23 protein-coding genes are annotated in these 26,830 nt (G+C 32.8%); 6 read left to right on the top strand and 17 right to left on the bottom strand.

What is annotated here, in order from left to right; genetic code table 11:
• Window positions 1-62: 62 nt before the first annotated feature.
• The 14 genes from AC1RPT_RS04375 to map all read right to left on the bottom strand — a co-directional run bounded on the left by AC1RPT_RS04375 (window position 63) and on the right by map (window position 14,926).
• Window positions 63-1,010, bottom strand: a complete 948-nt coding sequence (locus AC1RPT_RS04375; RefSeq protein ID WP_481761537.1) for a glycosyltransferase — start codon at window positions 1,008-1,010, stop codon at window positions 63-65.
• A gap of 16 nt (window positions 1,011-1,026) precedes the next feature.
• On the bottom strand, window positions 1,027-2,001 hold the full coding sequence (locus AC1RPT_RS04370; RefSeq protein ID WP_481761538.1) for a Stealth CR1 domain-containing protein: 975 nt from the start codon (window positions 1,999-2,001) through the stop codon (window positions 1,027-1,029).
• A gap of 76 nt (window positions 2,002-2,077) precedes the next feature.
• Window positions 2,078-3,049 carry a DUF6625 family protein gene (locus tag AC1RPT_RS04365; protein ID WP_481761539.1) on the bottom strand — a complete coding sequence of 324 codons (972 nt, stop codon included), beginning with the start codon at window positions 3,047-3,049 and terminating at the stop codon, window positions 2,078-2,080.
• A gap of 37 nt (window positions 3,050-3,086) precedes the next feature.
• Window positions 3,087-4,235 (bottom strand): glycosyltransferase, encoded by a 1,149-nt coding sequence (locus AC1RPT_RS04360; protein WP_481761540.1) that lies wholly within the window; start codon window positions 4,233-4,235, stop codon window positions 3,087-3,089.
• Complete coding sequence (locus AC1RPT_RS04355; protein ID WP_481761541.1) at window positions 4,232-5,116, bottom strand: NAD-dependent epimerase/dehydratase family protein; 885 nt, start codon at window positions 5,114-5,116, stop codon at window positions 4,232-4,234. The genes AC1RPT_RS04360 and AC1RPT_RS04355 overlap by 4 nt, the downstream gene beginning before the upstream one ends.
• Entirely contained in the window at window positions 5,109-5,699 is a 591-nt protein-coding gene (locus AC1RPT_RS04350; protein ID WP_481761542.1) for a sugar transferase, read from the bottom strand. Before AC1RPT_RS04350 ends, AC1RPT_RS04355 begins: the two co-directional genes overlap by 8 nt.
• Window positions 5,699-7,528 carry a polysaccharide biosynthesis protein gene (locus AC1RPT_RS04345; protein ID WP_481761543.1) on the bottom strand — a complete coding sequence of 610 codons (1,830 nt, stop codon included), beginning with the start codon at window positions 7,526-7,528 and terminating at the stop codon, window positions 5,699-5,701. Before AC1RPT_RS04345 ends, AC1RPT_RS04350 begins: the two co-directional genes overlap by 1 nt.
• A gap of 44 nt (window positions 7,529-7,572) precedes the next feature.
• Window positions 7,573-8,298, bottom strand: a complete 726-nt coding sequence (locus AC1RPT_RS04340) for a CpsD/CapB family tyrosine-protein kinase (RefSeq protein WP_481761629.1) — start codon at window positions 8,296-8,298, stop codon at window positions 7,573-7,575.
• A 23-nt stretch (window positions 8,299-8,321) separates the two neighbouring features.
• Window positions 8,322-9,065 (bottom strand): YveK family protein, encoded by a 744-nt coding sequence (locus tag AC1RPT_RS04335; RefSeq protein ID WP_481761544.1) that lies wholly within the window; start codon window positions 9,063-9,065, stop codon window positions 8,322-8,324.
• A 13-nt stretch (window positions 9,066-9,078) separates the two neighbouring features.
• Entirely contained in the window at window positions 9,079-10,062 is a 984-nt protein-coding gene (locus AC1RPT_RS04330) for an LCP family glycopolymer transferase (RefSeq protein ID WP_481761545.1), read from the bottom strand.
• Window positions 10,063-10,348: 286 nt separating this feature from the next.
• Window positions 10,349-12,094: an MFS transporter gene (locus tag AC1RPT_RS04325; RefSeq protein WP_481761546.1), complete on the bottom strand. Its 1,746-nt coding sequence runs from the start codon at window positions 12,092-12,094 to the stop codon at window positions 10,349-10,351.
• A gap of 32 nt (window positions 12,095-12,126) precedes the next feature.
• Window positions 12,127-13,020 carry a YihY/virulence factor BrkB family protein gene (locus tag AC1RPT_RS04320; RefSeq protein ID WP_481761547.1) on the bottom strand — a complete coding sequence of 298 codons (894 nt, stop codon included), beginning with the start codon at window positions 13,018-13,020 and terminating at the stop codon, window positions 12,127-12,129.
• Window positions 13,021-13,121: 101 nt separating this feature from the next.
• Window positions 13,122-13,991 (bottom strand): UTP--glucose-1-phosphate uridylyltransferase GalU, encoded by an 870-nt coding sequence (gene galU / locus AC1RPT_RS04315; RefSeq protein ID WP_481761548.1) that lies wholly within the window; start codon window positions 13,989-13,991, stop codon window positions 13,122-13,124.
• A gap of 152 nt (window positions 13,992-14,143) precedes the next feature.
• Complete coding sequence (gene map / locus AC1RPT_RS04310; RefSeq protein WP_409022111.1) at window positions 14,144-14,926, bottom strand: type I methionyl aminopeptidase; 783 nt, start codon at window positions 14,924-14,926, stop codon at window positions 14,144-14,146.
• A 151-nt stretch (window positions 14,927-15,077) separates the two neighbouring features.
• Here map and AC1RPT_RS04305 point away from each other — a divergent pair, with 151 nt between their 5' ends.
• The 5 genes from AC1RPT_RS04305 to AC1RPT_RS04285 all read left to right on the top strand — a co-directional run bounded on the left by AC1RPT_RS04305 (window position 15,078) and on the right by AC1RPT_RS04285 (window position 21,630).
• Entirely contained in the window at window positions 15,078-15,536 is a 459-nt protein-coding gene (locus AC1RPT_RS04305) for a flavodoxin (RefSeq protein ID WP_481761549.1), read from the top strand.
• Between the two features lie 2 nt (window positions 15,537-15,538).
• On the top strand, window positions 15,539-15,952 hold the full coding sequence (locus AC1RPT_RS04300; RefSeq protein ID WP_481761550.1) for a GtrA family protein: 414 nt from the start codon (window positions 15,539-15,541) through the stop codon (window positions 15,950-15,952).
• Window positions 15,953-15,992: 40 nt separating this feature from the next.
• A complete protein-coding gene (locus tag AC1RPT_RS04295) occupies window positions 15,993-16,955 on the top strand; it encodes a glycosyltransferase family 2 protein (RefSeq protein WP_481761551.1) in 963 nt (320 codons plus the stop codon).
• A gap of 19 nt (window positions 16,956-16,974) precedes the next feature.
• Window positions 16,975-19,815 carry a YfhO family protein gene (locus AC1RPT_RS04290; RefSeq protein ID WP_481761552.1) on the top strand — a complete coding sequence of 947 codons (2,841 nt, stop codon included), beginning with the start codon at window positions 16,975-16,977 and terminating at the stop codon, window positions 19,813-19,815.
• Window positions 19,816-19,878: 63 nt separating this feature from the next.
• Window positions 19,879-21,630 carry an MFS transporter gene (locus AC1RPT_RS04285; RefSeq protein WP_481762185.1) on the top strand — a complete coding sequence of 584 codons (1,752 nt, stop codon included), beginning with the start codon at window positions 19,879-19,881 and terminating at the stop codon, window positions 21,628-21,630.
• A gap of 123 nt (window positions 21,631-21,753) precedes the next feature.
• On the opposite strand, the gene udk is transcribed toward AC1RPT_RS04285, so the two are convergent.
• Both udk and wecB read right to left on the bottom strand, forming a co-directional pair.
• Window positions 21,754-22,389 carry a uridine kinase gene (gene udk, locus AC1RPT_RS04280; protein ID WP_481761554.1) on the bottom strand — a complete coding sequence of 212 codons (636 nt, stop codon included), beginning with the start codon at window positions 22,387-22,389 and terminating at the stop codon, window positions 21,754-21,756.
• A gap of 18 nt (window positions 22,390-22,407) precedes the next feature.
• Entirely contained in the window at window positions 22,408-23,550 is a 1,143-nt protein-coding gene (wecB, locus tag AC1RPT_RS04275; RefSeq protein WP_481762184.1) for a non-hydrolyzing UDP-N-acetylglucosamine 2-epimerase, read from the bottom strand.
• A gap of 152 nt (window positions 23,551-23,702) precedes the next feature.
• Between wecB and AC1RPT_RS04270 the strand changes: the two genes are divergently transcribed.
• Window positions 23,703-24,938 (top strand): aminopeptidase, encoded by a 1,236-nt coding sequence (locus AC1RPT_RS04270; RefSeq protein ID WP_481761556.1) that lies wholly within the window; start codon window positions 23,703-23,705, stop codon window positions 24,936-24,938.
• A 144-nt stretch (window positions 24,939-25,082) separates the two neighbouring features.
• Here the strand turns inward: AC1RPT_RS04270 and AC1RPT_RS04265 are convergent, their stop codons facing one another.
• The gene (locus AC1RPT_RS04265) at window positions 25,083-26,822 is read right to left on the bottom strand and encodes a DUF6541 family protein (protein WP_481761557.1); all 1,740 of its coding nucleotides are present in this window, start codon (window positions 26,820-26,822) and stop codon (window positions 25,083-25,085) included.
• Window positions 26,823-26,830: the final 8 nt, after the last annotated feature.

The following is a 26,830-nucleotide window of genomic DNA, read 5'->3' as shown; positions in this document are numbered from 1 at the left end:
AATTAATGAAATTTGCTTATGCTGTATTCCATTTTTAATTAAATTTTATGTAAATACTAACATTATTTTTTGAATAACCTTAATATTTCCTCCAAATAGAGTAAGGTATTGTGACCGTGAATATTGGTAAAAAAACCATTCTTTTTGCCAAATATTATGGCTTCGATACCCTTCTTTTCTACAAAATATTTCAACATAGTAATTCTTTTTTTTATTTTAATAGGCGAATTTGAAAATTGTAGTTCTAATTCATTAACCAATTTGGAAAATCGATCAAATTTAACTTTATATTTTTTTAAATCAATTAACTTACTTTTTATAATTGTACTTTTTTTATGTGCATCGGCACCTCTTGTAATATTAAATGAATGCATTCTATGACCATCAGTCGCACTATCTATATATCCAATCCCATCATATAATCCAGCAACTAATGCAAGCCATGCATCATGATTAACTGCTTCTATCGGGATGTTTTTTGAAATTTCTAATAAGTTACGATTAATAATCATCGTATTACCCATTAACCAGTTATGTAGAAAAATACGTTGATATGTTGGTTTATTTTTCTTTTCTACACCACTGTAGTTCACACTTCCGTCCCCCACTACTTCAAAAAACTCGTCATAATTCGTATATACAAGCTTAGGCAGTACTTTTTCGTTAGGCAGGTGTCTAATTTCATTTAATGATATCTCAATTTTATTTGTATACCATACATCATCCTGATCTGAGAACATAACATATTCATACTGGTCTGGAACGTTATTCATTAAAATTTCAAAATTTCCTAATTGGCCCTTTTCATTAATATTTAGCGAGCTATCTAGTATCGTTATTTTAGGATCTCTTTTAAAATTATCTAAAATTTTACTGGTATTATCTTTCGAAAAATCATCTCTAATAAATAGGTGCCAATTCCCATATGATTGATTCTTAATACTTTCAATTTGCTCCATTAAAAATTTTTCACCATTGTAGGTAGCCATTAAAATTGCAACGTCACTCATAATTAGATCCTCCTAATTAGCTAAAGTGTTCAGCGAATATTTTTCTTAATTGTTCTTTCGTTTCTGAAAGGCTCTCCAATGGTAACGATATGTCGTTTATAACAACTATTTTTGCCTTGGATTTTAAGGCGCGCTTTATTTTTGAAAAATCTCCATCTTCTGGCAACTTCTCAAACTTTCCAAACGAAAATCTACGTGGTTCAAAATTCCCTTTTGAAAGTTGCCAATCGCGTGCCAACCAAATATTTACATCATTTCTAGTACGAAAACGATTTTTACTAAGTTCGGCTAACAAAGCTGGTTCTTTTTGATATATTTCTTTAAATGTACTTTTCAATAAACTACTAGGCAAATGCGGTTCATACCATCCCAGAACAGACCTATATGGTAAAACTAAGAAATTTCTTACATTTTGAAACCCGTATTGCCAATTAAATATTTTAAAGAAATTCTTCTTCAAAATATTATTTTTTGAGAACCACTTATTAATAATAAGTATATTATTAAAAGGTATTAACGAAAATTCTTCCGACGGTTGAATAAGTCCCATTAATCCTACATCCTTAGGAGTCCCATCTTGAGAAAAGAAATCTGTTGGATCTACCTTGTTAGTTATAAACGTATCGTCATTAAATACGATAAAATGTTCCGATAAATTTTTAATTCTTGGAATATTCATTTCAATGACATTCGAATTAAAAGTAGGTAAATATTCTTCAGGAATAAAATCAGAATGATCAACAATTGTTAGATTTTTCATGTCCAATGGAAACTTCGGAACTTGTTTGTCGGTAATTAAAAAAATATGGTTTACCCATGGTGCAAATTTTTTTACACCTTCAAACCACCATTTAAAAATATCATAATCTCTGAAACGTTCATCCGCATTTAAATTTTTGTTTCCCGCGTACTTATTTTTTTTATTCCGCCAGATATCATCATTTCCATCAACCCATGTCACTACAAAATCAATTTTAAAATTATCACTCATGACTAAGTTCTCCTTAATATTTATTAGTGATTTTAATATTCAGATAAAAAGTGTTAATCTATTTTCAATCTTATATTTAGAGCCAAATTCTTCGTATTCTAGCCTTAAGCTCCCCATTAAATAATTGCTTAATATAATATTGGAAATATCTGCGGATACCATTAGGCCATTTTCCTTCATTATATTTCTTTATATTTTCAATAGACAACTTTTCATCTGTTATAAACTTATTAGGTACAATTAAAAAGCTATGGTCATCATTTGATATTTCAACATCAACTTGCATTTTTCTTTTTTGTAAATGAATATATTCTATCTTTTTAGTTTTAATTTTTCCGTTATCAATATAATTCATTACTAGTTCCCCATCATGCCATCTAAACACTTGATATTGTTTTCCCTCAGAAATATCAAGTGTTATAAATCGAAATGCTTTTACCCAAATATCAGCATAATAGACCTTTTCTTTATATGGATCATATATTCTCATATCTGTGTCGGGCATAAATTTTGCAGTTCCCCAAATTTCATCAAAGTGAGTTGCGTCATCAGTTGTAAATGCCTGCTTATAATTGTACGTCCCTTTTTTATGATGATCAATTTTATATGCATTATTAATTTGATTATTATTTCTATACATTTGAAAATGTCCACGAGTATTTATTTTGTCATATTTTTTTAGTATATCCTCAGATAAAAATTTTTTTAAATCTCCAAATATAGTATCAATATCCACAAATCCCCACCAATCATATCCCGAGATGTCTTCCTCAAATATTTCACCGTAAGCCGGTTTGTAGTCATTCAACTTATACGGATTATTAATTTTTATAGGAAATGTATAATGTGATCTTATTTTCGCTTGAATATCTTTAAAGTTGACTATTTTTATTTTAACATTCGGTATGGTTGTAGATATATTTTGATCAGTATATATTAGAAAATCTATCTCATTATTATATTCCGCTGATTTTAACCATAAATCAAAATAATTTGGTAATTCTCCAAAATATATAGCTATCAATACTATTTTTGTGTTTTTAATCATTGCGAATCCTTTCAATTTATAGACAACATCGCATAATTTAAATTTTAGAATATAAACTATACATAATTTCATTTACATTCTTAATACTATATTTTTTTGATACTTCAATATTGTTTTTAACAATTTTTTCGTATTCTTTATCATTGATGCCTAGTAAATTTTCTATAGCTTTCACAAACTGGGAAATATCAGTAGGATCATCCACTACACACCCGCTGATACCATTTTCTGTGTAATCTTTGATCCCCCCTAAGTAAGTACTTACTAATGGAAGACCAGTAGCCATAGCTTCTAATCCCGCTAGTCCTAATCCTTCTCGTTTAGATGGAAAAAGAGAAAAATCTGCTATATCTAAATATTGTTTAATATTTTCAGAATAACCTGTAAAAATAATCTTTTCTTCTAATCCATACTCTTTCACTTTTTTTTCTAATAAATCTCTTTGATCTCCAACACCGCATATAATATATGTAATATCAATTTTATCTTTCAATTTATTTACTGCTTCTATTCCCACAATATGATTTTTCCGCTTAGATAATTCACCTACAGAAATCATCACTTTACTATTCTTACTTATCTTTAAATCAGTTTTCAATTCATCGATATTAGTTGATTGTTCTCGTAATTGTTCCCATTTTATTCCAACGCCAGGCACATGTAAAACTTCTTTTATACCAAAAGATTTTCCAATTGAGTAATCTTCATTGTTGATTGTTATTAAAATATCCGTATATTTAGATAAGTAACGTTCTATAGGATAAAATAATATCCAATCTTTTTTCGGCCCGCCCTTAAAGAACTGAAAGCCATGTGCCGTATAAACAATTTTAGTTTCTTTATTATTTTTAAAAACTAATCTAGTTAATACACTTCCCATCGGTGAATGGCAATGCACAAAATTATAGGTAGTTGTACTTGCTAATTTTTCAAGCTGATTATATGCTTTTTTATTTGCTTTTATTGAACCAATTCCTCTTAAAAAGTCAATTTGATGACAAATTATATTTTTTCCTTCAAGCTTCTTTTTTAAGGAATTAGCCATATCATCTGGTATAGTTCCAGCGGAATAAAAGTTAGTTGCAACTTCCACATTATATCCTAATTCTTGTAATATTCTGATATTATCCATATTAAATTGTTCAATCATTGAAGCAACCGACGCAACGATTAAAACTTTTTTCATTTCTTATCCTCCATTAAAATTTTCGTTATCGTATTTTCTAATGTAAGTCCTAATGTATATTCGAAAGAGCACTCGCTAATTTTTTTATCATAAACTTTACTACCATATATTTTATTAAAAACACGAAACTTCCTTGATAATAGAGAAATAAGCGGATTAAAAATAGAGATAAAGTATACTTTCTTTCTTAATAATTTCCTTGTTACTTTGATTACATCGCTTGTAGAAACATATTCTTTATTTTGAGGGAAATAAAGGCCTGATGCATCATTAATAATTATCTGTTTGATAAATTCTGTTAATACATCTACATAAATCATACTTCGTTCATTGTTAATACTTGGGAAAATCAGGGATTTCTCAGCTAACTTCAGTAGCCTTGGAAAATTACCCTTACTATTCGGTCCGTAAACCATCGGAGTTCTGATAACAACCGTTTTAAAGTTATCGTCTGCTAATTTTTGAATTTCTACATCTGCCTGTAGCTTACTATCACCATAAAAATCAATTGGGTTCATTATTGTCTCTCGAGTAATTATATTAGTATTTTGTAGTCCATTTTTTTCACCATATACTATCATACTTGATAAAAAAATAAATTGTTTCACTCCCTCAGATTTAGCTTTTTTAGCCAAATTAATTGCGAGATCTCTATTTACTTTATAATATTGATCCTCCATACTCGGATCCGAAGATACATGTGCAATACCCGCAACATTAAGTACTACATCATATAGACCAAAATTTTTTCCTCTCCATTTATCATCTCGAACGCTCATCATATCAACTGATATATCTTCCGATTCTGATTTATTAATCCAGCTTTTAAATGCCCCTCCAATATAACTATGTGCACCGGTTATCAAAACTCGTTTAGTCATCACTCTTACCTTCCTTTACACCATCACTCTTTAAAACTGATGTAATTGTTCCAAAAAAAATTTTTAAATCTTCTGAAAAAGATAAAAGTTGCACGTAATCACCATCAATTTTTGATTTCTCAGCAATAGATAATTCATCTCTCCCACTAATTTGTGCTAATCCAGTTAACCCTGGGTAAACGTTATTAGCGCCGTACTTTTCACGTTCGTTAATTAAATCTTCTTGACTCCAAAGTGCTGGTCGAGGACCAACGATACTCATCTTACCTGTTAAAATATTAATAATTTGTGGTAATTCGTCAAGACTCGTTTTTCGTAAAATTTTACCCGAGCGAGTAATGAAAGCATCCGGATCTTTCAATAAGTGAGTAGGTACATCAGGTGTATCAGTTCTCATCGTCCTAAATTTTAAAATACCAAAGTAGGTTTTATTAATACTTACCCGCTTTTGTACAAAGAAAATAGGGCCTTTCGAATCGACTTTAACAATAATTGCGATAATTAAAAAAATAGGCGATAAAAGTACAAGGCCTACTAAAGAAATAACAAAATCAATTGTTCTTTTAAAATATTTTTTATACATTAACGCATACCTTCCGAATCAATTGAGGGTTCACCATTATGAGTATGTGCATATCTAATAACTTCTTTTTTCAAAGCAGTACCAGTTAACGGCTCTACACTCTTAACAAAACTCATAATTTCATCAATCTTGTATGGTGTTACTTTACCCAAGAAAATTTTTTCAAATACTTGCTCTTGCTGTTTTTCACTACTTACTAATAATTCTTCATACAGTTTCTCTCCAGGTCTCATACCTGACTCAACAATATCAATATCGTTTTCAGTATATCCACTTAATTTAATCATTTTTCGTGCTAAATCAACAATTTTAACCGGTTTACCCATATCTAAGATAAATAGTTCTCCACCTTTAGATAGCGTCCCCGCTTGAATCACTAAACGGCTAGCTTCAGGAATTGTCATAAAGAATCTTGTCATTCTAAGATCAGTAACAGTAACTGGTCCACCTTTAGCTATCTGTTTCTTAAACAGTGGTACAACACTACCACGGCTACCAAGAACATTACCAAAACGAACAACGGCGAATTTTGTATGACCTGGTTCATTCAAACTAGTTACAATCATTTCAGCGAGACGTTTCGTTGCCCCCATAATATTAGGCGGATTTACTGCTTTATCAGTTGAAATCATTACAAATGATTTCACATTTGCAGACTTAGCAGCTTCAGCAACATTTTTCGTACCATAAACATTATTTTTAATGGCTTCAGTTGGGTTAGCTTCCATTAATGGTACATGTTTGTGTGCTGCAGCATGATAGACTATTTCTGGTTTATATTGTGCCATTAAGTCAAAAATATGTGCCCGGTCTTGAACATCCGCAATAATCGGCACAATTTCAATTTTCCCAGCATAAAGATTTTTTAATTCTTGATGAATCAAATAAATTGAATTTTCTCCATGTCCTAGTAAAATTAGTCGTTTAGGACCAAATTTGCTAACCTGTCGACAAATTTCTGAACCAATAGAGCCACCCGCTCCTGTAACTAAAATTGTTTTACCATATATTTTGCTTTCAATCTTAGCCATATCAAGTTTAATCTCTTGTCGACCCAGTAAATCAACAACGTCAATCTCATGCATTTTTCTAGAATCACTATTGTCTTCTAACATATCTTCAAAACTTGACATGCGATTAATTTTAACTTTTAGAGGATTTAAAATATCTAACAAGTCCTCGTAATTATGGGGACTTAATGAAGGAATAGCAATTGAGACCTGTTCAACATCGTATTCTTCGACAATCATTGGAATTTCTTGGAAAGTTCCCAAAACTTTCTTACCCATCATCCACATTTTTTGTTTTTGAATATCATTATCGACGTATCCAATAACATTCAAGTCGGCATTATCTCTTTGTATTCTTTCCATTAAAGCTTCTGCGCCATCCCCTGCACCGACTATTAATGTTGTAATTAATGTTTCTGATTCTTCATTATTAAAGATATTTTCAACAAGATAGCGCCATGCAAATCGGCTGCCACCAATAAAAAGGAGGGCCAGTAAATAAGTTAATATTCCAAAACGAATACTATAATTTGAACTTATGAAAAAATAACTAATATTACTAATAACTGCTGTAATTGTTATTGCAATAAAAATTGCAATTATTTCTTTAAAGCTAGCATACCTATTAATTTTAGAAAAGAGGTTTAATGAGTATCCAATTATTAGGTATAAAATCAAACATATACACCCAAATTCCAATAAATCAGAGTTACTAAAACTAATATACGGCCCTAAAAATAACCTCGATAATGAAATTGAAACTACCCAAATCAAACTATCCAATCCAGTTAAAACAACCTGTTTACTTTTCCTAGTCACCTATAATCCCTGCTTCCTTAAATTATCCTACGTCTACTTAATTATTATTTATAATAGCCATAATACCCACCATAATAACCTGACTCATCACTACCTGAAACATCATTCAAAATCGTCCCAATGATTCTTGCATGAACGGTATCTAATAATTCTTTTGCTTTCAAAACGGCACCTTTATTTGCCACACCTTGTCTCACAACTAAAATTGTACCATCAACTTTTGTTGCAACAATTTGTGCATCTGTTACAGAAATTAATGGTGGTGTATCGATGATAACCATATCCATTTGTTCAGCGACAGCTGTAATTAAAGAATCCATCCGTTTTGTATTCAATAATTCTGAAGGGTTCGGTGGAGTAGGACCTGCAGGCATAACATATAAATTTTCAATTGGTGTTTCTTCAACTGCTTTTGCAACATCAATACTTTTTTCAGTCAAACAATTTGTAAGCCCGGTTTCATTACTCAAACCAAAAGTTTGATGCGCAGTTGGTCTACGCATATCGGCATCAATTAACAATACTTTCAGTCCTTGATTAGCATATGTTACAGCAAGATTAGTTATAACTGTTGACTTGCCTTCTGATGGACCTGATGATGTCGCCATAATAACTTTCATTTCTTTATCAACACTTGAAAATTGGATATTCGTACGTACAGTCCTAAATTGTTCTGCAATCGTTGATGTTGGTTGAGTAACAGTAATTAATCCAACACCGTTATCAATACTATCAGTTGATAACTTTTTATCTTTTTTTAATAAACTCATCATTCAATAACCCCTTATCTATTTTAATTAGTATGCTTTCTTTTTCTTGGTGTTGATTGTCCAAAAAGTCCTTGACTCTTATTAGTTTCGTCAATATGGTTAATCATACCTAAGTTTGAAAGACCAAGATCTGTCAAAAAATCAGCGTTTTTAACTGTTTTATCAAAAAGTTCTATTGCGAATGCAATCCCAATTCCGATAAGCCCCCCTAGTAACAGACCTATTAATACATTCATCTTTTTATTAGGTGATACTGCATTAGGTTTTGCAACTGCATCAGCAACAATTGTTACATTATTAACTTTCATCACTTTTTTTATTTTATTTTTAAACGTATCAGCAACAGAGTTTGCAATATCAGCCGCGCGATATGCATTAGTATCTTTAACAGTTACACTAAAAACCTGTGAATTTTCTTGATTTGATATACTTATCTGATTTTTTAAATCATCACTCGTACCAACGAAATTATCTTTTTTAGCAATTTCTTTTCTCACAGGATCTAGTACAATTTTATTTTGAATAATGTCTTTATACGTATTAATCATTTGGACATCTGCTTGCTGTGTATTGTAAGCAGCCCCTACATTATTGGCAGTTTCTGTTCTATTAACTAATATTTGAACAGTCGAGTTATATTTTGGCGTCATAAAGAACATGGTTACAAAAAATGCTAATAGTGCCCCCGCAATTATTAACCCAATAATTAATTTAAGATGTTTCTTTAAAATGCTAAAAACTTGTTCAAGATTGATTGTCTCTTCCATTGATATAATTCTCCTAGTCTAAGTCTAATTGTTTTCTGATCATGTTGGATACTTTCGTTACTTGTGCTGATGGAACAACTTCATACGACACACCATTTATCATTTGTGATTGTCCTTGAAGTTGAACATCTTTAATTGTGCCTATAGCACTACGATACTGAGTCACTATTTTTTTCATATCAGAAAATTTCAAATTTGTTTTCATATTGCTCTCAAGTACACTCAAAATTGCTTGATAATTTGTGACACCATCAATAGAAGCTATTTTTTTACCTAATTCAGTCACAACCGAGCGTTGTCTTTTTTGACGCCCGTAATCACCATTAGGATCAGAATGTCTCATTCTAGAAAAGTCTAAAACATTACTTTCAGTTAACTCAATATCACCTTTTACGTATTGATGCCTTCCCGCTGAAAAAGCAAATGGATTATTGACCGTAATTGGACCAACGGCACCCGTTAATTCTTCCAGGCCCTTCATATTCATCTGAACATAGTAATCAATTGGAATATTTAAATAGTTTTGAATAGTATCCATCGCTAAGGAAACATCCCCATAAGCATATGCAGCATTTAATTTATTATCTGTCCCGTGACCTGTAATCGGAATCTTCGTATCACGAGGTAAACTCGTTAATGTCGTCAAGTTTGTTTTAGGATTAATTGTCGCAACCATCATTGTATCCGATCGACCTTGATCTGTTCTCCCATCTTCGCCCGTATCAACACCCAAAATTAAAACTGAGAAAGGCGCCTCTTTATCAAGAGAGACACTCCCGGTTGTTCGTTTACTTTTAACATTTACTTTTTGATATGTATTATCTACAACGTCTTTTGCATCTAGATAAACCTTCGCCATCAACACACCACCAATAACCAATAGTGCGGCAACGACGATTCCGACACCAATCCCCCATTTTTTCAGTGTACTCATTTTTTTCTTTTTATGATGATGCTTCTTGTGGCTACCTTGGTGTTTAATATTATCTTCACTCATAATTAATTACCCCTAAATTTTTTAGATGTATACAATGACACAATAATTTATTATACATGTTACCAGACTTAAATGAAACTTAAAATCGTTTGTCTAATCATTGTTTAATCTTATTGTCAACTGATATGATATTCTAAACATTTTGACCACGCTTTCAAAGTTGTAGTGCTCTACACTTTTAATTATACGTTATATTTAAAAGTATTATATTTCATTTTTAATACAGAAAAAGAACATCATTAATTATGTTCTCTTTTTGAAGTCCCTATTACTTGTTAAAACTATATCATAACTTAATTTCTTTTTTATAATCAGTGATTTTTATAAAAACAGCACTAACGCAACTAATTATCCAAGTGGCTAGAACGATGATTAAACTAATTCTTGTTATTATTTTCGTATGATAACCAATGACTAACCTATTTGTACCTATTTTAGTTGCTTTAACGGTTGGACTACCCATAGTTGACAAGGTCATTTTTTTAGGATCAAGGCTATTACCATTTAATTGAACAGTTGAATTATTATAGACTATCGCGGGTAAAGAAATCTCATTTCCTTTTTTTGTTGCGTTCCAACTCAGACTTAACTTTCCTTCACTATTAATCGTTTTACTTACTTCATCTTTATTTTTTTTCATGTCTAATCGATAATCATGATAAGGACGTTCACTTAATACTCGATTATTAGGTAAATAGTCTGGCGATGCCTTGGTAATCAACTTTAAACCATCATCTAGATTTGAACTCATAAATGCTTTGGTAATCTGTTCGTTACTCGTATTATCTGCGATATCAACATTATTGGGAGAAACTATCGACTGATTAGTATGCCATGCTTCATTACTTTTTTGAATTTCTAAATACGATTGTACTCCGACAACAAGACCTCCAACAATTAAGAATAGATCAATATACTTCCGATAATTTTTAAATGAACTACTTGATAGTGTTGCACTAAAACCCGCTAATAATAAAACTACAGCGAACCCTTCAAAGCGACGTGGGTATTGCAAGAAACTTTGTATTGATGGGATAACCTGGGCTAAATCCGTCCAAGGAACTAATTTTGACGTTAAGACTAAGAAAACTAAACCTAAACTAGTTACTACTTTATTAGTAACCGTAAATTTTGCTTGTTTTATAAACAATAAACTAATTTGTACTACAAATATGAAGCTCATAACCAAACCAATTTTAGTAAGCGTTGGCCCCCCCATCGATAAATTCATAGTTGAATTGGACATCATCACATTAACGTGCGGTGCGTATAATTTATTGTTTGCGAAAACATCTAACATGGCACCCCAAACATTAAATGTCAGAACTAACGATAATAACCCCGCCCAAAAACAGGTTAATAATAGTTTCGATTTTTGATTCGTTTGAATAAAACCAACTATAAAAAAAACGAATAGGACACCAATCGACATCAAGGCACTTAAAACATGTACCTGTATCATTACCGACATGGTTAACGCTAAGGGTAGAATTCGCAATCCTTCTGCGTTATTTTTGATCATTTTAACACCCATTAAAACAACTAGTGGCACTAGCATGATACCCCAAGCCATAAAATTTTGCTCAGTTGACCATCGCGCAATCCACAAGCTACCCATAAAAAGAACAGCCATTAATAGTGAGATATCTTTGGTCGAAGTTATTTCTTTAGCTAGTAAATACATTGAGTAACCACTAATAAAGAAAATTAAAAAAGAAGAAATAACCTGAAAATTAAACCAACTATGTACGAGTAGTAGCAACCCACCTAGCAGATAAGCAAATCCAGGCCCATACACAGCATTGATAATCCGACCACTTTGTTGAAACCCGTAATTTGTTTGGAAATAGTTAAAATTGCCTGTTTTAAATTGCATATAGATATCGTAAATACGATTAAAATGAAATAAAGAATCAGAACCTAAAACTAAACTATGTGCGAGTATCTGAGGTAAGACTAAAAACAAGCTCACACTAAACATAACAATAAATACACCGACATGATTTTTTAAATTAATCGACTTATTTTTCAATTAACTTACCTCCCCTAACGATTTATAATATTTTATTTTTTCTTACTAAATCGACTTTTATATTGCTTAAATAAGCTATTTAGCTGAATAGATTGTGCTTCAACTTCACCATGTCGAACAATAGCAATCGATGCATTAAGAACAGCACCTAGCATGATTATCCATGCCCCAAAATCCAGCCAGAATAACATAATCATTACTGTTCCGATTGCACCATAACTACTAAAAGCGCCACCGAAATACTGCACGTATATCGAAAATACTTGGGTCAATAAAATCCACCCAATGGTTGTCAAAATTGCCCCTGGTAAAACTGCCCTGAACCTAAGTCTTGCACTAGGTAATATCCGATAAAGTAATAAAATAATAATAAAAATACCGATTAAGGCGACAGGCCATTTAACCGTGGTAATCACAGTTAAAAATTCTCCCGGCAAATGTAAAATGGGTGTCAACACCTCAACTACTATTTGACTGAACCCAAAGAACAAAATAATAGCACCTAAGGAGATAACTAACCCAATCGTTAACACAAACGATACAATTCGCCCAACAATTGGATTTTGCTTCGTTTCAACACTATAGGCATGGTTGAAACTTTTCTTCAATGCATTAATCCCCTTACTTGTCGTCCATAACGTTACGACAGCACCAATTGACAATAATCCACCATTTCCATTTTTCAGAAACGATTCAATAAACGGTGCTAAAATGCTATATATCGCGGATGGCATCACAACTTTTACATATTCTAAAATAACGGACACCTTTAAATGAAGCATTGGTATTAAATTACCAATAAAAATAATTGCTGGAAAAATCGATAATAACGTATAGTACGCAATAATAACCGAAGAATTACTAACATCGGCATTAATAAATTGTGTTTTAAATATTTTAATAAACTGAACGAACTTACTTTTCATACGATTCCTCCGCGAAATACATCTATATAAGAATAAATTGTATCACATTTAGACAAAAAAATAGATTGAGCATTTAAAATCAGCCCAATCTTCTAATTTTATTATAATTTTTTAGATAACTCTTTAATGTATTCTCTAAGTTCATCCTTAACTTCTGGATGTTTCAAACCAAAATCAATACTTGTTTTTAAATAACCGAATTTATTTCCAACATCATAACGATCACCTTTAAATTCATGCGCGAATACACGTTGCACTTTATTTAAACGATCAATAGCATCAGTCAATTGGACTTCATTACCTTCACCAGGTTCTTGTGTTTCTAACATCCCGAAGATTTCTGGTGTTAACAAGTAACGACCAATAATAGCTAAATCACTTGGTGCTTCATCAACAGCTGGTTTTTCAACAAATTTTTCAACATCATATAGCCCTTTTGACACTTCACTTTGTGGTGCAATAACCCCATATTTTGATACTTCTTTATGTGGGACTTCCATTACAGCCAATGTTGAAGCATGTGTTTCTTCATAGCGATCCATCAATTGTTTTGTTAATGGTACCTTATCTTGCATGATATCATCACCCAACATAACAACAAAGGGTTCATCACCAACAAAGTCTTTAGCCATTAAAACAGCATCCCCTAAACCTCTAGGATGTGACTGGCGAATAAAGAACAAATTAATATCAGTTGTTTGCTCAACCATTTTTAATTGTTCTAATTTACCTTTAGCTTTAAGATTAGCTTCCAATTCAGGTACTGAATCAAAATGATCTTCAATTGGGCGTTTCCCTTTACCCGTAACAATTAAAATATCTTCAATCCCTGCTGCTTTAGCTTCTTCAACAATGTACTGTATCGTTGGTTTATCCACGATAGGTAACATTTCTTTAGCCATTGCTTTTGTTGCTGGTAAAAATCTAGTTCCCAAACCTGCTGCAGGTATAATTGCTTTTCTAACTTTCATAATTAACTTCTCCTTTTTTTCTTTATACGATATACAAAATCCCATTAATTTATCTCAAACTCTACGAATATTACAATTCTATCATGAATCCGCTACATTATACAAAAAAACTGCTAAACAATTAAGTTAGCAGTTCATTGTAGCTATCTATTTTATAAATATTTCGCATCAAATTCTGGATCTTGAGAGGTTAAAATCTTAGGACCATCTTTTGTGATAACAATAACATGTTCATATTGACACGACAAACTACCGTCAGCAGTTCTTGTTGTCCAACCGTTAGGATCATCACTTTCTGATTCCCAACCGCCAATATTAATCATGGGTTCAATAGTAATTGTCATCCCTTCTTTAAGACGTAATCCTTTACCAGCTTGACCATAATGAGGTACGGAAGGACTTTCATGCATGGTAGGTCCAATGCCATGTCCAACGTATTCGCGAACATCACCATAGCCCATTTGGTCTTCAGTATAAGTTTGGATAGCATGACCAATATCACCAATACGGTTACCAATAACGGCTTGATCAATTCCTAAGTAAAGGGCTTTATGCGTTACTGCCATTAATTTATCAATTTCTGGTGTAGATTCACCAACAACATAACTCCAACAAGAATCGCTCATTGCGCCATGTAAACTAACAACTGTATCTACTTTAACTAAATCATTATCTTTTAAAATTAACCCTTTACGTGGGAAAGCATGACAAATTTCATCATTAATGCTGACACAAGTCGCATATTTATAGCCTTCAAAGCCAATTTGTTCAGCAACACCACCATGGCTTTCAATATACTTACGTGAGAAAGTTTCAATTTCCCAACTAGAAATACCTGGTTTTATAATATCTCGTAATCCCTTATGCATCCCTGCAATAATAGCACCTGAAGCACGCATTTCTTCAATTTCGCGTTCTGATTTTAATGTGATCATTTAATTTGTTTCCTCCTATAATAAATAATTCTTCTCAACTATTATACCGCAATTGTATAGAATTTGTTACGAGATACTCAATTCCTTTCACAATCGTTTTTTTATCTGATATACTTTAACTACTATTTTAATATGGAAGAAGGAATTTAGTTTGGTTTCAGCTAAAGTTATTTTTGCAACAATTACAGGTAATAATGAAGACATCGCTGACATTATTACCGAAGCATTTGAAAATTTAGGTGCAACAGTTGAGATGGAAGAAATCTCACAATCAGATGCATCTGATTTAACTAACTTCGATATCAGCGTTGTCGTTCCTTATACTTATGACGAAGGCTCACTTCCTGATGAAGGCATGGACTTTTATGAAGACTTACAGGAGCTTGATTTAACCGGTAAATTATTCGGTGTTGCCGGTTCTGGCGATACATTTTATGGTGAGTTTTTTGGAACTGCTGTTGATAAGTTTGGTTCAGCTTTCGAAGAAGCAGGCGCAACAAAGGGTTCAGCTAATCTAAAAATCGATTTAGCACCTGAAGAAGAAGATATCACTAAATTAGAAGCTTTTGCTAAAGAGCTATTTGATAAAGTAACTAGCAGTGAAAACTAGTCATGAATAAAATAAATGAATTATTTCATAAACATTATGCCCTAATTTCGTATTTAATTTTTGGTGGTCTAACAACCCTAATTAACATCGTTACTTTTGTTGTTTTCCAATCATACCTTAGTGTAAATTATCAATTTGCAAACGTAATTGCATGGTTTGTTTCGGTTGTTTTTGCATTCGTCACTAATAAGCTTTGGGTATTTGGCTCAAAGAACACTCATGTTTCAGGTTTAATACGTGAAGTTTTATCTTTCTTTGGCTTTAGACTTCTATCATTAGTCATTGATCAATTAATTATGACAATTGGTGTTTCTGTTTTACACTTAGATGCATCACTCGTTAAGTTATTTGATCAAATTTTCATCGTTTTAATTAATTATATTTTTAGTAAGTTATTTATTTTCAAAAAATCATAAAATAAAATTCAGTAAATTCATCCTAGGGGGCACTTTATTTATGACAACCAAAGTTCTTTCAATCGTTGTGCCATGTTACAACGAACAAGAATCTATTCCGCTTTTTTTTGATGCGGTTGAAAAGGAGTCTATCAATTTACCAGATATCCGATTAGAATATTGGTTTATTAATGATGGTTCATCTGATAACAGCCTCAAAGAAATGCGCCAATTACAAAAAGATCATCCAGCAACAGTCCATTATGCTTCATTTTCACGAAATTTTGGAAAAGAAGCTGCTTTATATTGTGGCTTACAAAAAGCGACTGGCGATTACGTAACTGTTATGGACGTTGATTTACAAGATCCAACCAGCTTTTTGCCTAAGATGTTAGCTATTTTAGAAGATCCAGAAAATGACTACGACTGTGTGGGGACACGTCGGACAACTCGTCAAGGTGAACCTGTGATTCGCTCTGCATTCGCTACTCTTTTCTACAAATTAATAAATCGCATCTCAGATACTGAGATTGTTAATGGTGCCCGCGATTATCGCTTAATGACCCGTCAAATGGTTGATGCTGTCTTATCAATGTCAGAATACAATCGTTTTTCAAAAGGTATCTTCAGTTGGGTTGGTTTTAATACGGAATACTTAGAATACACAAATCAAGAACGTGTTGCTGGTAAAACAAGTTGGAATTTCTGGGGCTTATTCAAATATTCATTAGACGGTATCATAGCCTTTTCAGAAGTACCTCTTTCAATTGCAACATTTGTTGGTTTCCTATCATTTGTTGGCTCTCTTTTTGCAATTATCTTTATTATTATTAGAGCGTTACTCTATGGTGATCCAACAGCTGGCTGGCCATCAACGATTTCAGTTATCTTAATGATGGGTGGCATTCAATTGTTTTGTATTGGGATTCTTGGTAAATACTTAGGTAAAATTTTCTTAGAAGTCAAAAACAGACCCGTCTATATTATTAAAGAATCAGACGTCTTCAGTTCAAAAAAGGATTAATTATAGGGGGATTCCAGCTATGCAGAAGTTTCGTTTCGATCTAAAAAAATCAAAAATGACCTATCTTTATTACATTATCATTTTTGCAATTTTAGCTGTTCTTATTTTTGGAACTTACAAACTAGCTGGATACTCTTTAATTCAAAGTCATGATCCTGCTGAACAGCATCTACCTGTATTAGAAAATTATCGTCAACTACTTGGTGAATTCATCAACCATCCCTTTCAACCACTCCAAATGTGGTCTTGGAAATTAGGGCTTGGCGCAGATCAATTTCAAACATTTGCTTATTACGTTATTGGAGACGTATTCGCCTATATTACGCTATTATTTCCCTCAAGTGCCGTTGTGACTATTTACCAGCTCACACTCATTTTGAGGTTATTTTGCGTGGGGCTATCATTTATCTTCTTTGCGAGACACTTTAAATTAACGAATAGCGCGATCTTAGGTGGGGCAATCATTTATACCTTCACTTCTTTTTCACTTTATTCATCCCTAATGCAACCTTTTTTCCTAACACCATTCATTCTTTTTCCACTTATAATTGTCGGAATAGAAAAAATTTTACAAGGGTTTAAACCACATTTCTTCATTTTTGCTTTTTCATGGATGTTTATCAGTAACTTTTACTTCGCCATAGTCTTAGGCATCGGTGCTTTTGTATATTTAGTACTACGTTTCATTTATTATTATCGAAAAAATCTCAGTTTCTTTAAAACAGCGGGCACTTTTTTAATCAGTACAGTCATCAGTTTACTGATTTCTGCCTTTATCATGCTACCGTCAATTCTTGCGGTCTTTAGTTCAACTCGGTCAGGTGGTCTATTCGCAAATGGTTTGACCTCTTTCCCCGCTTATTACTACATTAATTTACCTGCTCAATTACTTGCTGGCGGAGTATCTTCTTTCTGGGTTAAATTTGGCTTTAGTAGTTTAGCTGTTCTAGCATTATTCCATCTGTTTTACCATTGGAAACACTACCCACTAATGACAACGAGTCTTTCAATTGGGTTGATTATGTTACTATTCCCAATGTTTGGTGCGATGTTTAATGGTTTTCAAGCCCCTTCTAATCGTTGGATTCTATTATTATTTGTTCCCATTTCACTTGGAAGTGCCTTCTTCATTGATTCTCTCAAAAAAATAACGTTGCCTGAAATTAAATACCTCAGTATTTGTCTTGGTATCTATTTACTTTTAGTATCATTACCCTTTTATATTAATGGGACGACAGAAATTTTCATTCCTGTTATCTTTTTAATTTCTTTTTTTGTCGCAATCTTACTTTACCGTCAAAATAAAAATTCTGGTCGAATCATATTCGGTCTTATCCTAGTGAACTTGATCTTTACTGGGGTTTCTTTTGCATCACCTTTCACTAACTTTTATAGTAAGACTTTAATGCCCTCTGGTAGTTACCAGAAACTATCATCTAATCTATTTGATGGATTAGATAATTCTCTTCCTAAATCTAACTCATTTCGTGTTTCAACGATTAGCCAAAATTATAACTTTGGTTCTAACTACATGTTACGAAATAATTTAAATAATGATTTAAATTTAATTAACTCATACTACTCGATTCAAAATGGCGCAGTCGGAGTATTTTCAAACAGGTTACAAAATGCTCAATATAACAATAATATTCCGATTGAAAATTTTGATGATCGAACAATCGCTAATAACTTTTTTGGCGTTAAGTATCTCTTTACTCATTCAAATGAGCCAAATGAGTCAAAGATCCCCTATGGTTATACATTACTCAAAACTAAATCTGAAAATAAAAATAAACCTGAGAAAACCAATCTTTATGAAACTAAGAATAATTTTCCATTAATTTATTGGCAATCTGATGTCACTTCAAATCAAAAAACTGCTAAATTATCCGCTTCTGATCAAGAACGTCAATTAGCTAAAGCCGTTAGTATCGCGGATACATCCGGATTTAACCAGAAACAATCAACATTTGATACTGAAAACGTTGCCTATACAATTGTAAAAACAGTGAACGCCGGAGAACCTAACGAAACAAAAACACGTATTACCAATAATCACTATCGTAATAATCCTGTTTCAGATAGCTATCAGATTGACATTAAGAACGCAAAAAAATATCAAAATTCTGAATTGCATCTTTCATTAACTAACATTAAGCACCAATCACTGTCCTCTAAAGAACAAGTGAATATGGCTATTTTTAATAATACTACGAAACCAGATAACCAGTTATTAGATACGAATGGTCCCCGGTCAGCACAGAAATCGCTTAGGAAGCAACTGACGACAGGTTCTTCCAATACAGGCTATTCGATCGGGGTTAAATCTAATTTAACGACTAATACGATTGAGCAATTGGGTATTGAAAATCTTTCTTTCTTTAAAGTTTTATCTGATGCTACCCTAAATATGGGCTATCAAAAACAAATGCCCAAAAGTTTGGATTTACTTTTATCAAATTCAGGGACTTACTCATTCAACCTTAAAATTACTGCCGTTCCGCTTGGTCAAACTTACACAAATGATGTTAAAAAAATCCAGAAAAATAAATTAAATTCATTAAAATTTGCTACAAATAGAGTTAGTGGCAAAATAACAACAAATAAATTAGGTATCCTAACATCATCTATCCCTTACTCTACAGGTTGGACAGCGACTGATAATGGTCATAGCGTGCCCGTTATTAAAACAAATAGCGCTTTTATTGGCTTAAAATTAAAAAAAGGAACTCATCATATCATTTATAGTTATCAAACACCTGGCTTATCAACTGGTTTTCTTTTAAGTGTTTTTGGCCTCATTGTTTGGGGGAGTTATAGTTTAACACCTCTAATTTGGAGACGTTTAAGAAGACTTTAATTAGACATAAATGATATTATTATGACCTCATCTACTAAATAAATCTATTAGGGGTTTACTATCTTGTTAAATAAAGTCAGTTATCTTAAAAATCGTTTAATCGTATTTACAACCATCTTTTTGATTAGTTTATTTTTAGTTCTTCCACAAATAATCAACCACAGTCTAGTCTTAGGTGGTGACTCGCTTTTTCATTTCAATCGTATTTACGATACCTATATCCAATTTAAAACAGGTAACTTTAGTTATTTTCAAACTAACTATGGTTTTTTACAGAGTGGTCGCATTATTAACGCCTTATATGGACCAGGTTTTGCTTATCTGTTAGGTATCTTACTCTTAATTGTTCATAATTGGATTTTATTTCAAATCATAACCTCCTTTTTAATTTTCTTTATTAGTGGTTACTCAATGTATTTTCTATCTAGAGAGCTTCAATCCTCTAAGAAAATTTCATTATTGATTGCTAGTCTATTTATGGGGAGTTTTTACGTTACCCGTTGGTCAATTAACCAGAATTTTATGTCTTGGGGCGTTATGCTAATGCCCTTAATTGTCATCCTCGGGCTTAAAATGATTAAAAATAATGCTAAGGATTTAAAAGTACTACCATTAGCATTATTGATTTCAGCGCTTATTCAAATTCATGTCTTAAGTGCCTTAATGTCGGTTGGCGTCATCTTTATCTTCTTTGTTGTCGGTTTTTACAAGACAAATCAAAAATTACAGCTTTTATCAAAATGTTTCTTAGCGGCCCTTCTAACTATTGTTCTAACCTTTAATGTTTGGGGCGCTATGCTAGAAATTTTCACAAGAAATACGCTGTACTCGCCTTACACTCACTTAGATATGGCTAGTGCTACAATGCGTTTTTCAACAACTAGCTATAGCGCTTCATCTATAGGACTATTTATGAGCGTTATTTTCATTTTACAATTTATTTTACTATTTTCTAGGTGGTCACAAGTATCACTTTCTAATAAGCTAATGACACTATTAGGAGCCTTATTTCTCCTGTTATCAACAAATCTTGTTCCTTGGACGACAATATCGAATCTAATACCACAGCTTCGAAGTTTTTTACAATTTCCTTACCGCTTTTATGGTTTTGCAACTGTCTTATTACTTGCTGGTTTTGGCAACTCTCTTTCTGAGCTACCTTCATTTAAGCCTAAAAAGTTTGGCGAGTTATTTTTAATCATTAGTAGTCTTTTTATTTTAGGTCAATCATATATTGATATTCAACAGCAAAATAAGCTCTGGAATTCCAATGATCCTCTTATTTATAAAGGGAGCGTTGTCGTTTCAAATCATCTAACGAGTGATCAAATTAGAACTAATTTTACTAGTTCTGATTTATCAAAAGGATTAAAGGTGGTTAAAAAAATAGCCCCAGATTATTTACCAAATAATCAAGAACAAAAGACAACATATAATAAAAAAGAATACAAGAAAGATATTGTTAGGAATCGTCCTAATATCACTAAGACTGTTACAAAAAATGGTGATTTAATCCTTAAATGGCATGCGACAAAAAAAGGTGAATCCATCGCACTTCCTATTGTCGTTTATAATAATTCAGAGCTCTCCTTAAATGGAAGTCAATTACACCGATTATCTCTATCTGCATTAGGTGTCCCTACTGTTAAGGCAACAAAAAAAGGGAGTAATCGTGTAGTGCTTAGATATCAATCGGAAATGATCACTACATGGCGTTTGTTTTTCGTCATTTTAACTTGGATTATTAGTATTTTATCGATGATAACACTCCATTTTATAAATAGAAAACTAGACAAAAATAGTGTTCATAAATGACAAGTCCACTCTAACTGTTGTTGGTAATAGCGTAAAAGCTATTACCAACAACAGTTTTTTCATACCAAAAAGTCCCCAAAAGTCATGAGACTTTTGGGGACTTTTTGGTATGAGATTTTTTAGCTAGTCTTGTTGTAAAATGTCACGGACTTTAGTTGACAATAAATCAATAGCAACTGTATTTGCGCCACCTTCTGGCACAATAATATCCGCATAGCGTTTCGTTGGTTCAATGAATTGATTATACATTGGTTTAACCGTTTTAACGTATTGATCAATAACTGATTGTAATGAGCGACCACGTTCCTTCATATCACGTGTGATACGGCGAATAATACGTAAATCATCATCTGTATCAACAAAAACTTTAATATCCATTAAACTTCTGAGCTTTTCGTCCCCTAGAATTAGAATTCCTTCAACAATGATAACATCTTGAGGTTCTGTTCTGATCGTCTCACTTGAACGAGTAAACTGTGTGTAATCATAAACAGGCATATCAATTGCTTCATTATCCAACAATTGTTCCAAATCACTAATCATCTGTTCGTTGTCAAACGCGAGTGGATGATCATAGTTCACTGCTTTACGTTCTTCCATACTCATTTCAGCTTGATCATTATAATAAGTATCTTGTTGTAAAATCATGATTGATTCGCCAGCTAATTGTGAATAAATAGCATTACTAACCGTCGTCTTACCGCTACCAGTACCACCTGTTACACCAATAATAATGGGACGTTTTGTTCTTTTGCTCATGCTTTAGAAATCCTCCATTTATTCGAAACGTTCAGGTTCTTGCTGACTATCTCCAAATCGATAAGCAACGGCATCTAATATTCGTTTAGCTGCTTGCCCATCTCCATAAGGATTTTTAGCATTTGCCATTCGTTCGTACTCTGTCTTATTAGTTATTAATGATAGCATGGTTTCTTTGACTTTCACAGGGTCAGTTCCAACTAACTTCAATGTACCCGCCTTCACGCCTTCCGGACGTTCTGTGTTATCACGTAAAACAAGAACTGGTTTTCCTAATGATGGCGCCTCTTCTTGAACACCACCTGAATCCGTCATAATAAAGTAACTTTTTGCAGCGATATTATGAAAATCAACCACATCAAGCGGTTCAATTAGATGAACGCGCTGTTCTCCACCTAAGACTTCTTCGGCTAAATCTTTAACAACTGGATTTAAATGAACCGGATAAACGACTTCAACATCTGGCTGATCTTTAACGACAGATTTAATCACTTCGAAAACACGACGCATAGGTGCACCTTGGTTTTCACGACGATGCATCGTGAGTAAAATCATTTTATTCGCAGGATTTACTTCTGATAGAACATCATGGTCATACTCTTTTTGAACTGTTTGTTTTAAAGCATCGATGGCTGTGTTACCTGTTACAAAAATATTTTCTTTTGGATGATTTTCTAATAACAGATTAGTTTTGCTTTGCGAAGTTGGGGCAAAGTACATATCTGCCAGTACATCTGTTAGTTGACGGTTCATTTCTTCTGGAAACGGTGAATACTTATCCCAAGTCCGTAATCCCGCTTCAACGTGTCCAATTGCCACTTGATTATAAAAAGCTGAAATACTAGCGGCGAATGTTGTTGTTGTATCACCATGAACTAAAATAATATCAGGCTGCTCTACTTTAATAACATCATCTAATTTTTGTAAAACATTTCGAGTTGTATCACTTAATGTCTGGTTAGCGTGCATCACATTCAAATCATAATCTGGCGTTATTTTAAATATCTCTAAGACTTGGTCCAACATTTGGCGATGTTGTGCTGTTACGACAGTTACTGTTTCAAACTCCGTCGTACGTTCTTTTAACTCTAAGACAACAGGTGCCATTTTTATTGCTTCTGGACGCGTCCCAAAAACAGTCATCACTTTTACTTTTTTCATAATTGGCCTCCTCAATGATTATATTAGTTACTATTATACCAAAGAAAAGACAAAATTCTGATTTTGTTAACAAAAATTTAATAGCCTAATTATTAATCATTTTCTCATTAATATGTTATCATTATTTCATAAATAAATTTGGAGGTCTTTCTATGTCAAAAATAAATTTTGAAGATCAACTTAAAAAATATGCTGAATTAATCGTCAAAGTCGGTGTTAACGTCTCAAAAGGCCAAACAATCGTCCTACAAATTTCCGTAACCCAACAAAAATTAGCTCATTTAATCGTCAATGAAGCTTATGCTGCTGGCGCAAGTGAAGTTATCGTTAAATGGGCAGATAGTCATGTCTCGAAATCATTCCTTGAATTTGCTCCACTAGACCGTTTAGTCGACGTTCCTGGTTATGCAACCTCAGAAGTTGAAGATTGGGTTGCTAAAAAAGCATCTCGCATCTCAGTCATGTCAGATGATCCTGATGCCTTTGCTGGTATCCCTTCTGAAAAGATTGCCTCACGCCAAAAAGCTATGGGTCAAGCTCTACGTCCATTACGTAAAGCAACTCAAAATAATGACGTTAGTTGGACTGTAGTCGCTGCCGCAGATACTGCTTGGGCTGAACTCGTTTTTCCTGAATTAAAAGGCGAACTTGCTGTTTCACGACTTTGGGAAGAAATTTTTAAAACAACACGTATTGATCATGAAGATCCAATTGAAGCATGGCATCAACATGATTTAACATTGCGCACAAAAGCTGAAGAATTAAATAAAGAACAATTTTCTGCTTTACATTATGTTGCCCCAGGGACAGATATCGTCATCGGTCTCCCTAAAAATCATTTGTGGGAAGGCGCCGGTTCATTTGATGCACAAGGTCATGAATTCATGGCTAACATGCCTACCGAAGAAGTTTTCACCGCACCTGATTCTAGACGTATTGATGGTTACATTTCTTCAACAAAACCATTAAGCTACGCAGGAACTACTTTGAGTGGTATGAAATTTACTTTTGAAGCAGGTAAGGTTGTTAAAGCAACTGCTGAACAAGGTGAAGAAGTTTTACAGCACTTACTAGAGACTGATGATGGCGCAAAATCATTGGGTGAAGTTGCTTTAGTTCCAGACCCTTCTCCAATTTCACAATCAGGAATAACGTTCTTTAATACATTATTCGATGAAAATGCCAGTGACCATTTAGCGCTTGGCTCCGCTTATCCCTTCTCTATTAAGGATGGTACTAAAATGAACGATACTGAATTAGCCGCTGCTGGTTTAAATTTAAGCCAAACGCACGTTGACTTCATGGTCGGCTCATCTGACATGTCAATTGATGGGCTTCGTGAGGATGGCAGTACAGTACCCGTTTTCCGTAATGGGGATTGGGCATAAATGATCACATAAAAAGGTATAAACTAGCATTTCTGTTAGTTTATACCTTTTTCACTACTACTTATTTTATTGATTAGGTTTTTGTAACCCAAATTCAGAAAGTATATCTTAATATAGTATATTAAAATCATATGTTTGTTTATATTAAATGTCATTTTTATAATCCCTATAAGTAAAGGTAATAAAAGCTAAGCTACTAATCACCCACGCTGCAATAACCATCATTAGTCGAGGTTTAGTAATGATTTTTGAATGATAACTAAGCGTTACTCTATTGATACCTTTTTTTGTTGCTTTAATCGTTGGACTACCTATATTTGATAAGGTAATCTTTTTTATATTAAGCTTAGTTCCATTTAGTGTAACTTTTGAATTGTTATAAACAATAATAGGTAAGGACATTGTTTCTCCTATTTTTGTTGCAGTCCATCTAAGCGATAAATCACCCTTATCTGTCACTCTTTTTATAATATTTGACTTATTCATTATAATTTCATTTTTATATTCATTGTAAGGATCCTTGCTTAATTCTTGATTATTAGGTAAATAATCTGGAGTTGATTTTTGTGCTACCTCTAACCCTTTTTTTAAATCACGATTAGTAAAAGCATTTCTTATTTGGACAGTACTTAAAGAATCTGGGGTTGTAACATGTCCTTTAGCTATAATTGACTCATTTGAATTCCAAATTTCATTTTTAGTCTGAATATCACTATACGATTGCCCTAAAATAAAAATACTTCCGACAATTAAAAACAATGAACAATTTTTCTTTGCATTCGGCGAAGGTAACGTAGAAATTGTAGCACTGAACCCCGCTACTAATAGAATCGTAGTAAAACTATCAAATCGATAAGGAAACTGTAAAAAACTTTGTAACTGTGGAATTAATATAGATATCCTAGTCCACGGAAATAAATTTGTAGTTAGAGCAAGAAAAATAGCTCCTATTATAGTAACAATCTTATTAGCTAGAGATAATTCTTTTCTTTTTGAAAACAACCAAACAATTTGTAACACAAAAATGATACTCATAACCAATCCAAACTGTGTACCACTATAGTTACCAGTTGAAAGGTTCATGGTTGAACCAGACATGTTTGAATTGGCAAATGGTGAATATATTTTATTATTTGAGAAAACATCCAACATAGCTCCCCAAACATTAAAGGTCAGAACTAACGCCAGTAAACTGGCTAGAAAACATTTTAATAAAAGTTGTAATTTCTGGTTAGTTTGAATAAAGCCAATGAAAAAGAATACAACTAAAACGCCAATTGACATTAAGGCGCTTAAGACGTGAATTTGGATTAGCACTGAAACTGCTAATGCTAAAGGTAGTACTTTTAAATCCTTAGCATTATTTTTAATCATTTTAAGCCCAAGAATGACAATCAAAGGCATCAACATAACGCCCCATATCATAAAATTCTGATAGATTGACCATCGAGTGATATAGAAACTACCCATAAAAAGACTAGCAGCTAAGACTGAATTTTTTTTAGTCGCTTTCAATTCTCTAGATAGAAAATACATTGAAAATCCACTAATAAAGAAAATTATGAATGACGTGACAATTTCAAATTTAATCCAACTATGCACGATACCTAGTAATCCACCTAAAAGGTAAGTAAACCCTGGTCCATATAAGGCATTAACAATTCGACCACTTTGTTGAAAACCGTAATTAGATTGAAAATAATTAAAGTTACCTGTTTTAAGCTGCATATAATCATCATAGATACGGTTAAAATGGAATAGAGAATCAGCACCAACTACTAAACTATTATTAAGTATCTGCGGAACTGTCAGAAAAAAACTTAATATAAAAATAACGCAAAATACCGTTCCATATTTTTTTAAAGATTCAAACTTATTTATCAAGCTATTTA

Source organism: Dellaglioa sp. CoH-56-MRSF-11, assembly GCF_056782135.1.
The sequence above is the reverse complement of the archived record's forward strand: the minus strand, read 5'-3'. Positions and strand labels throughout refer to the sequence as shown.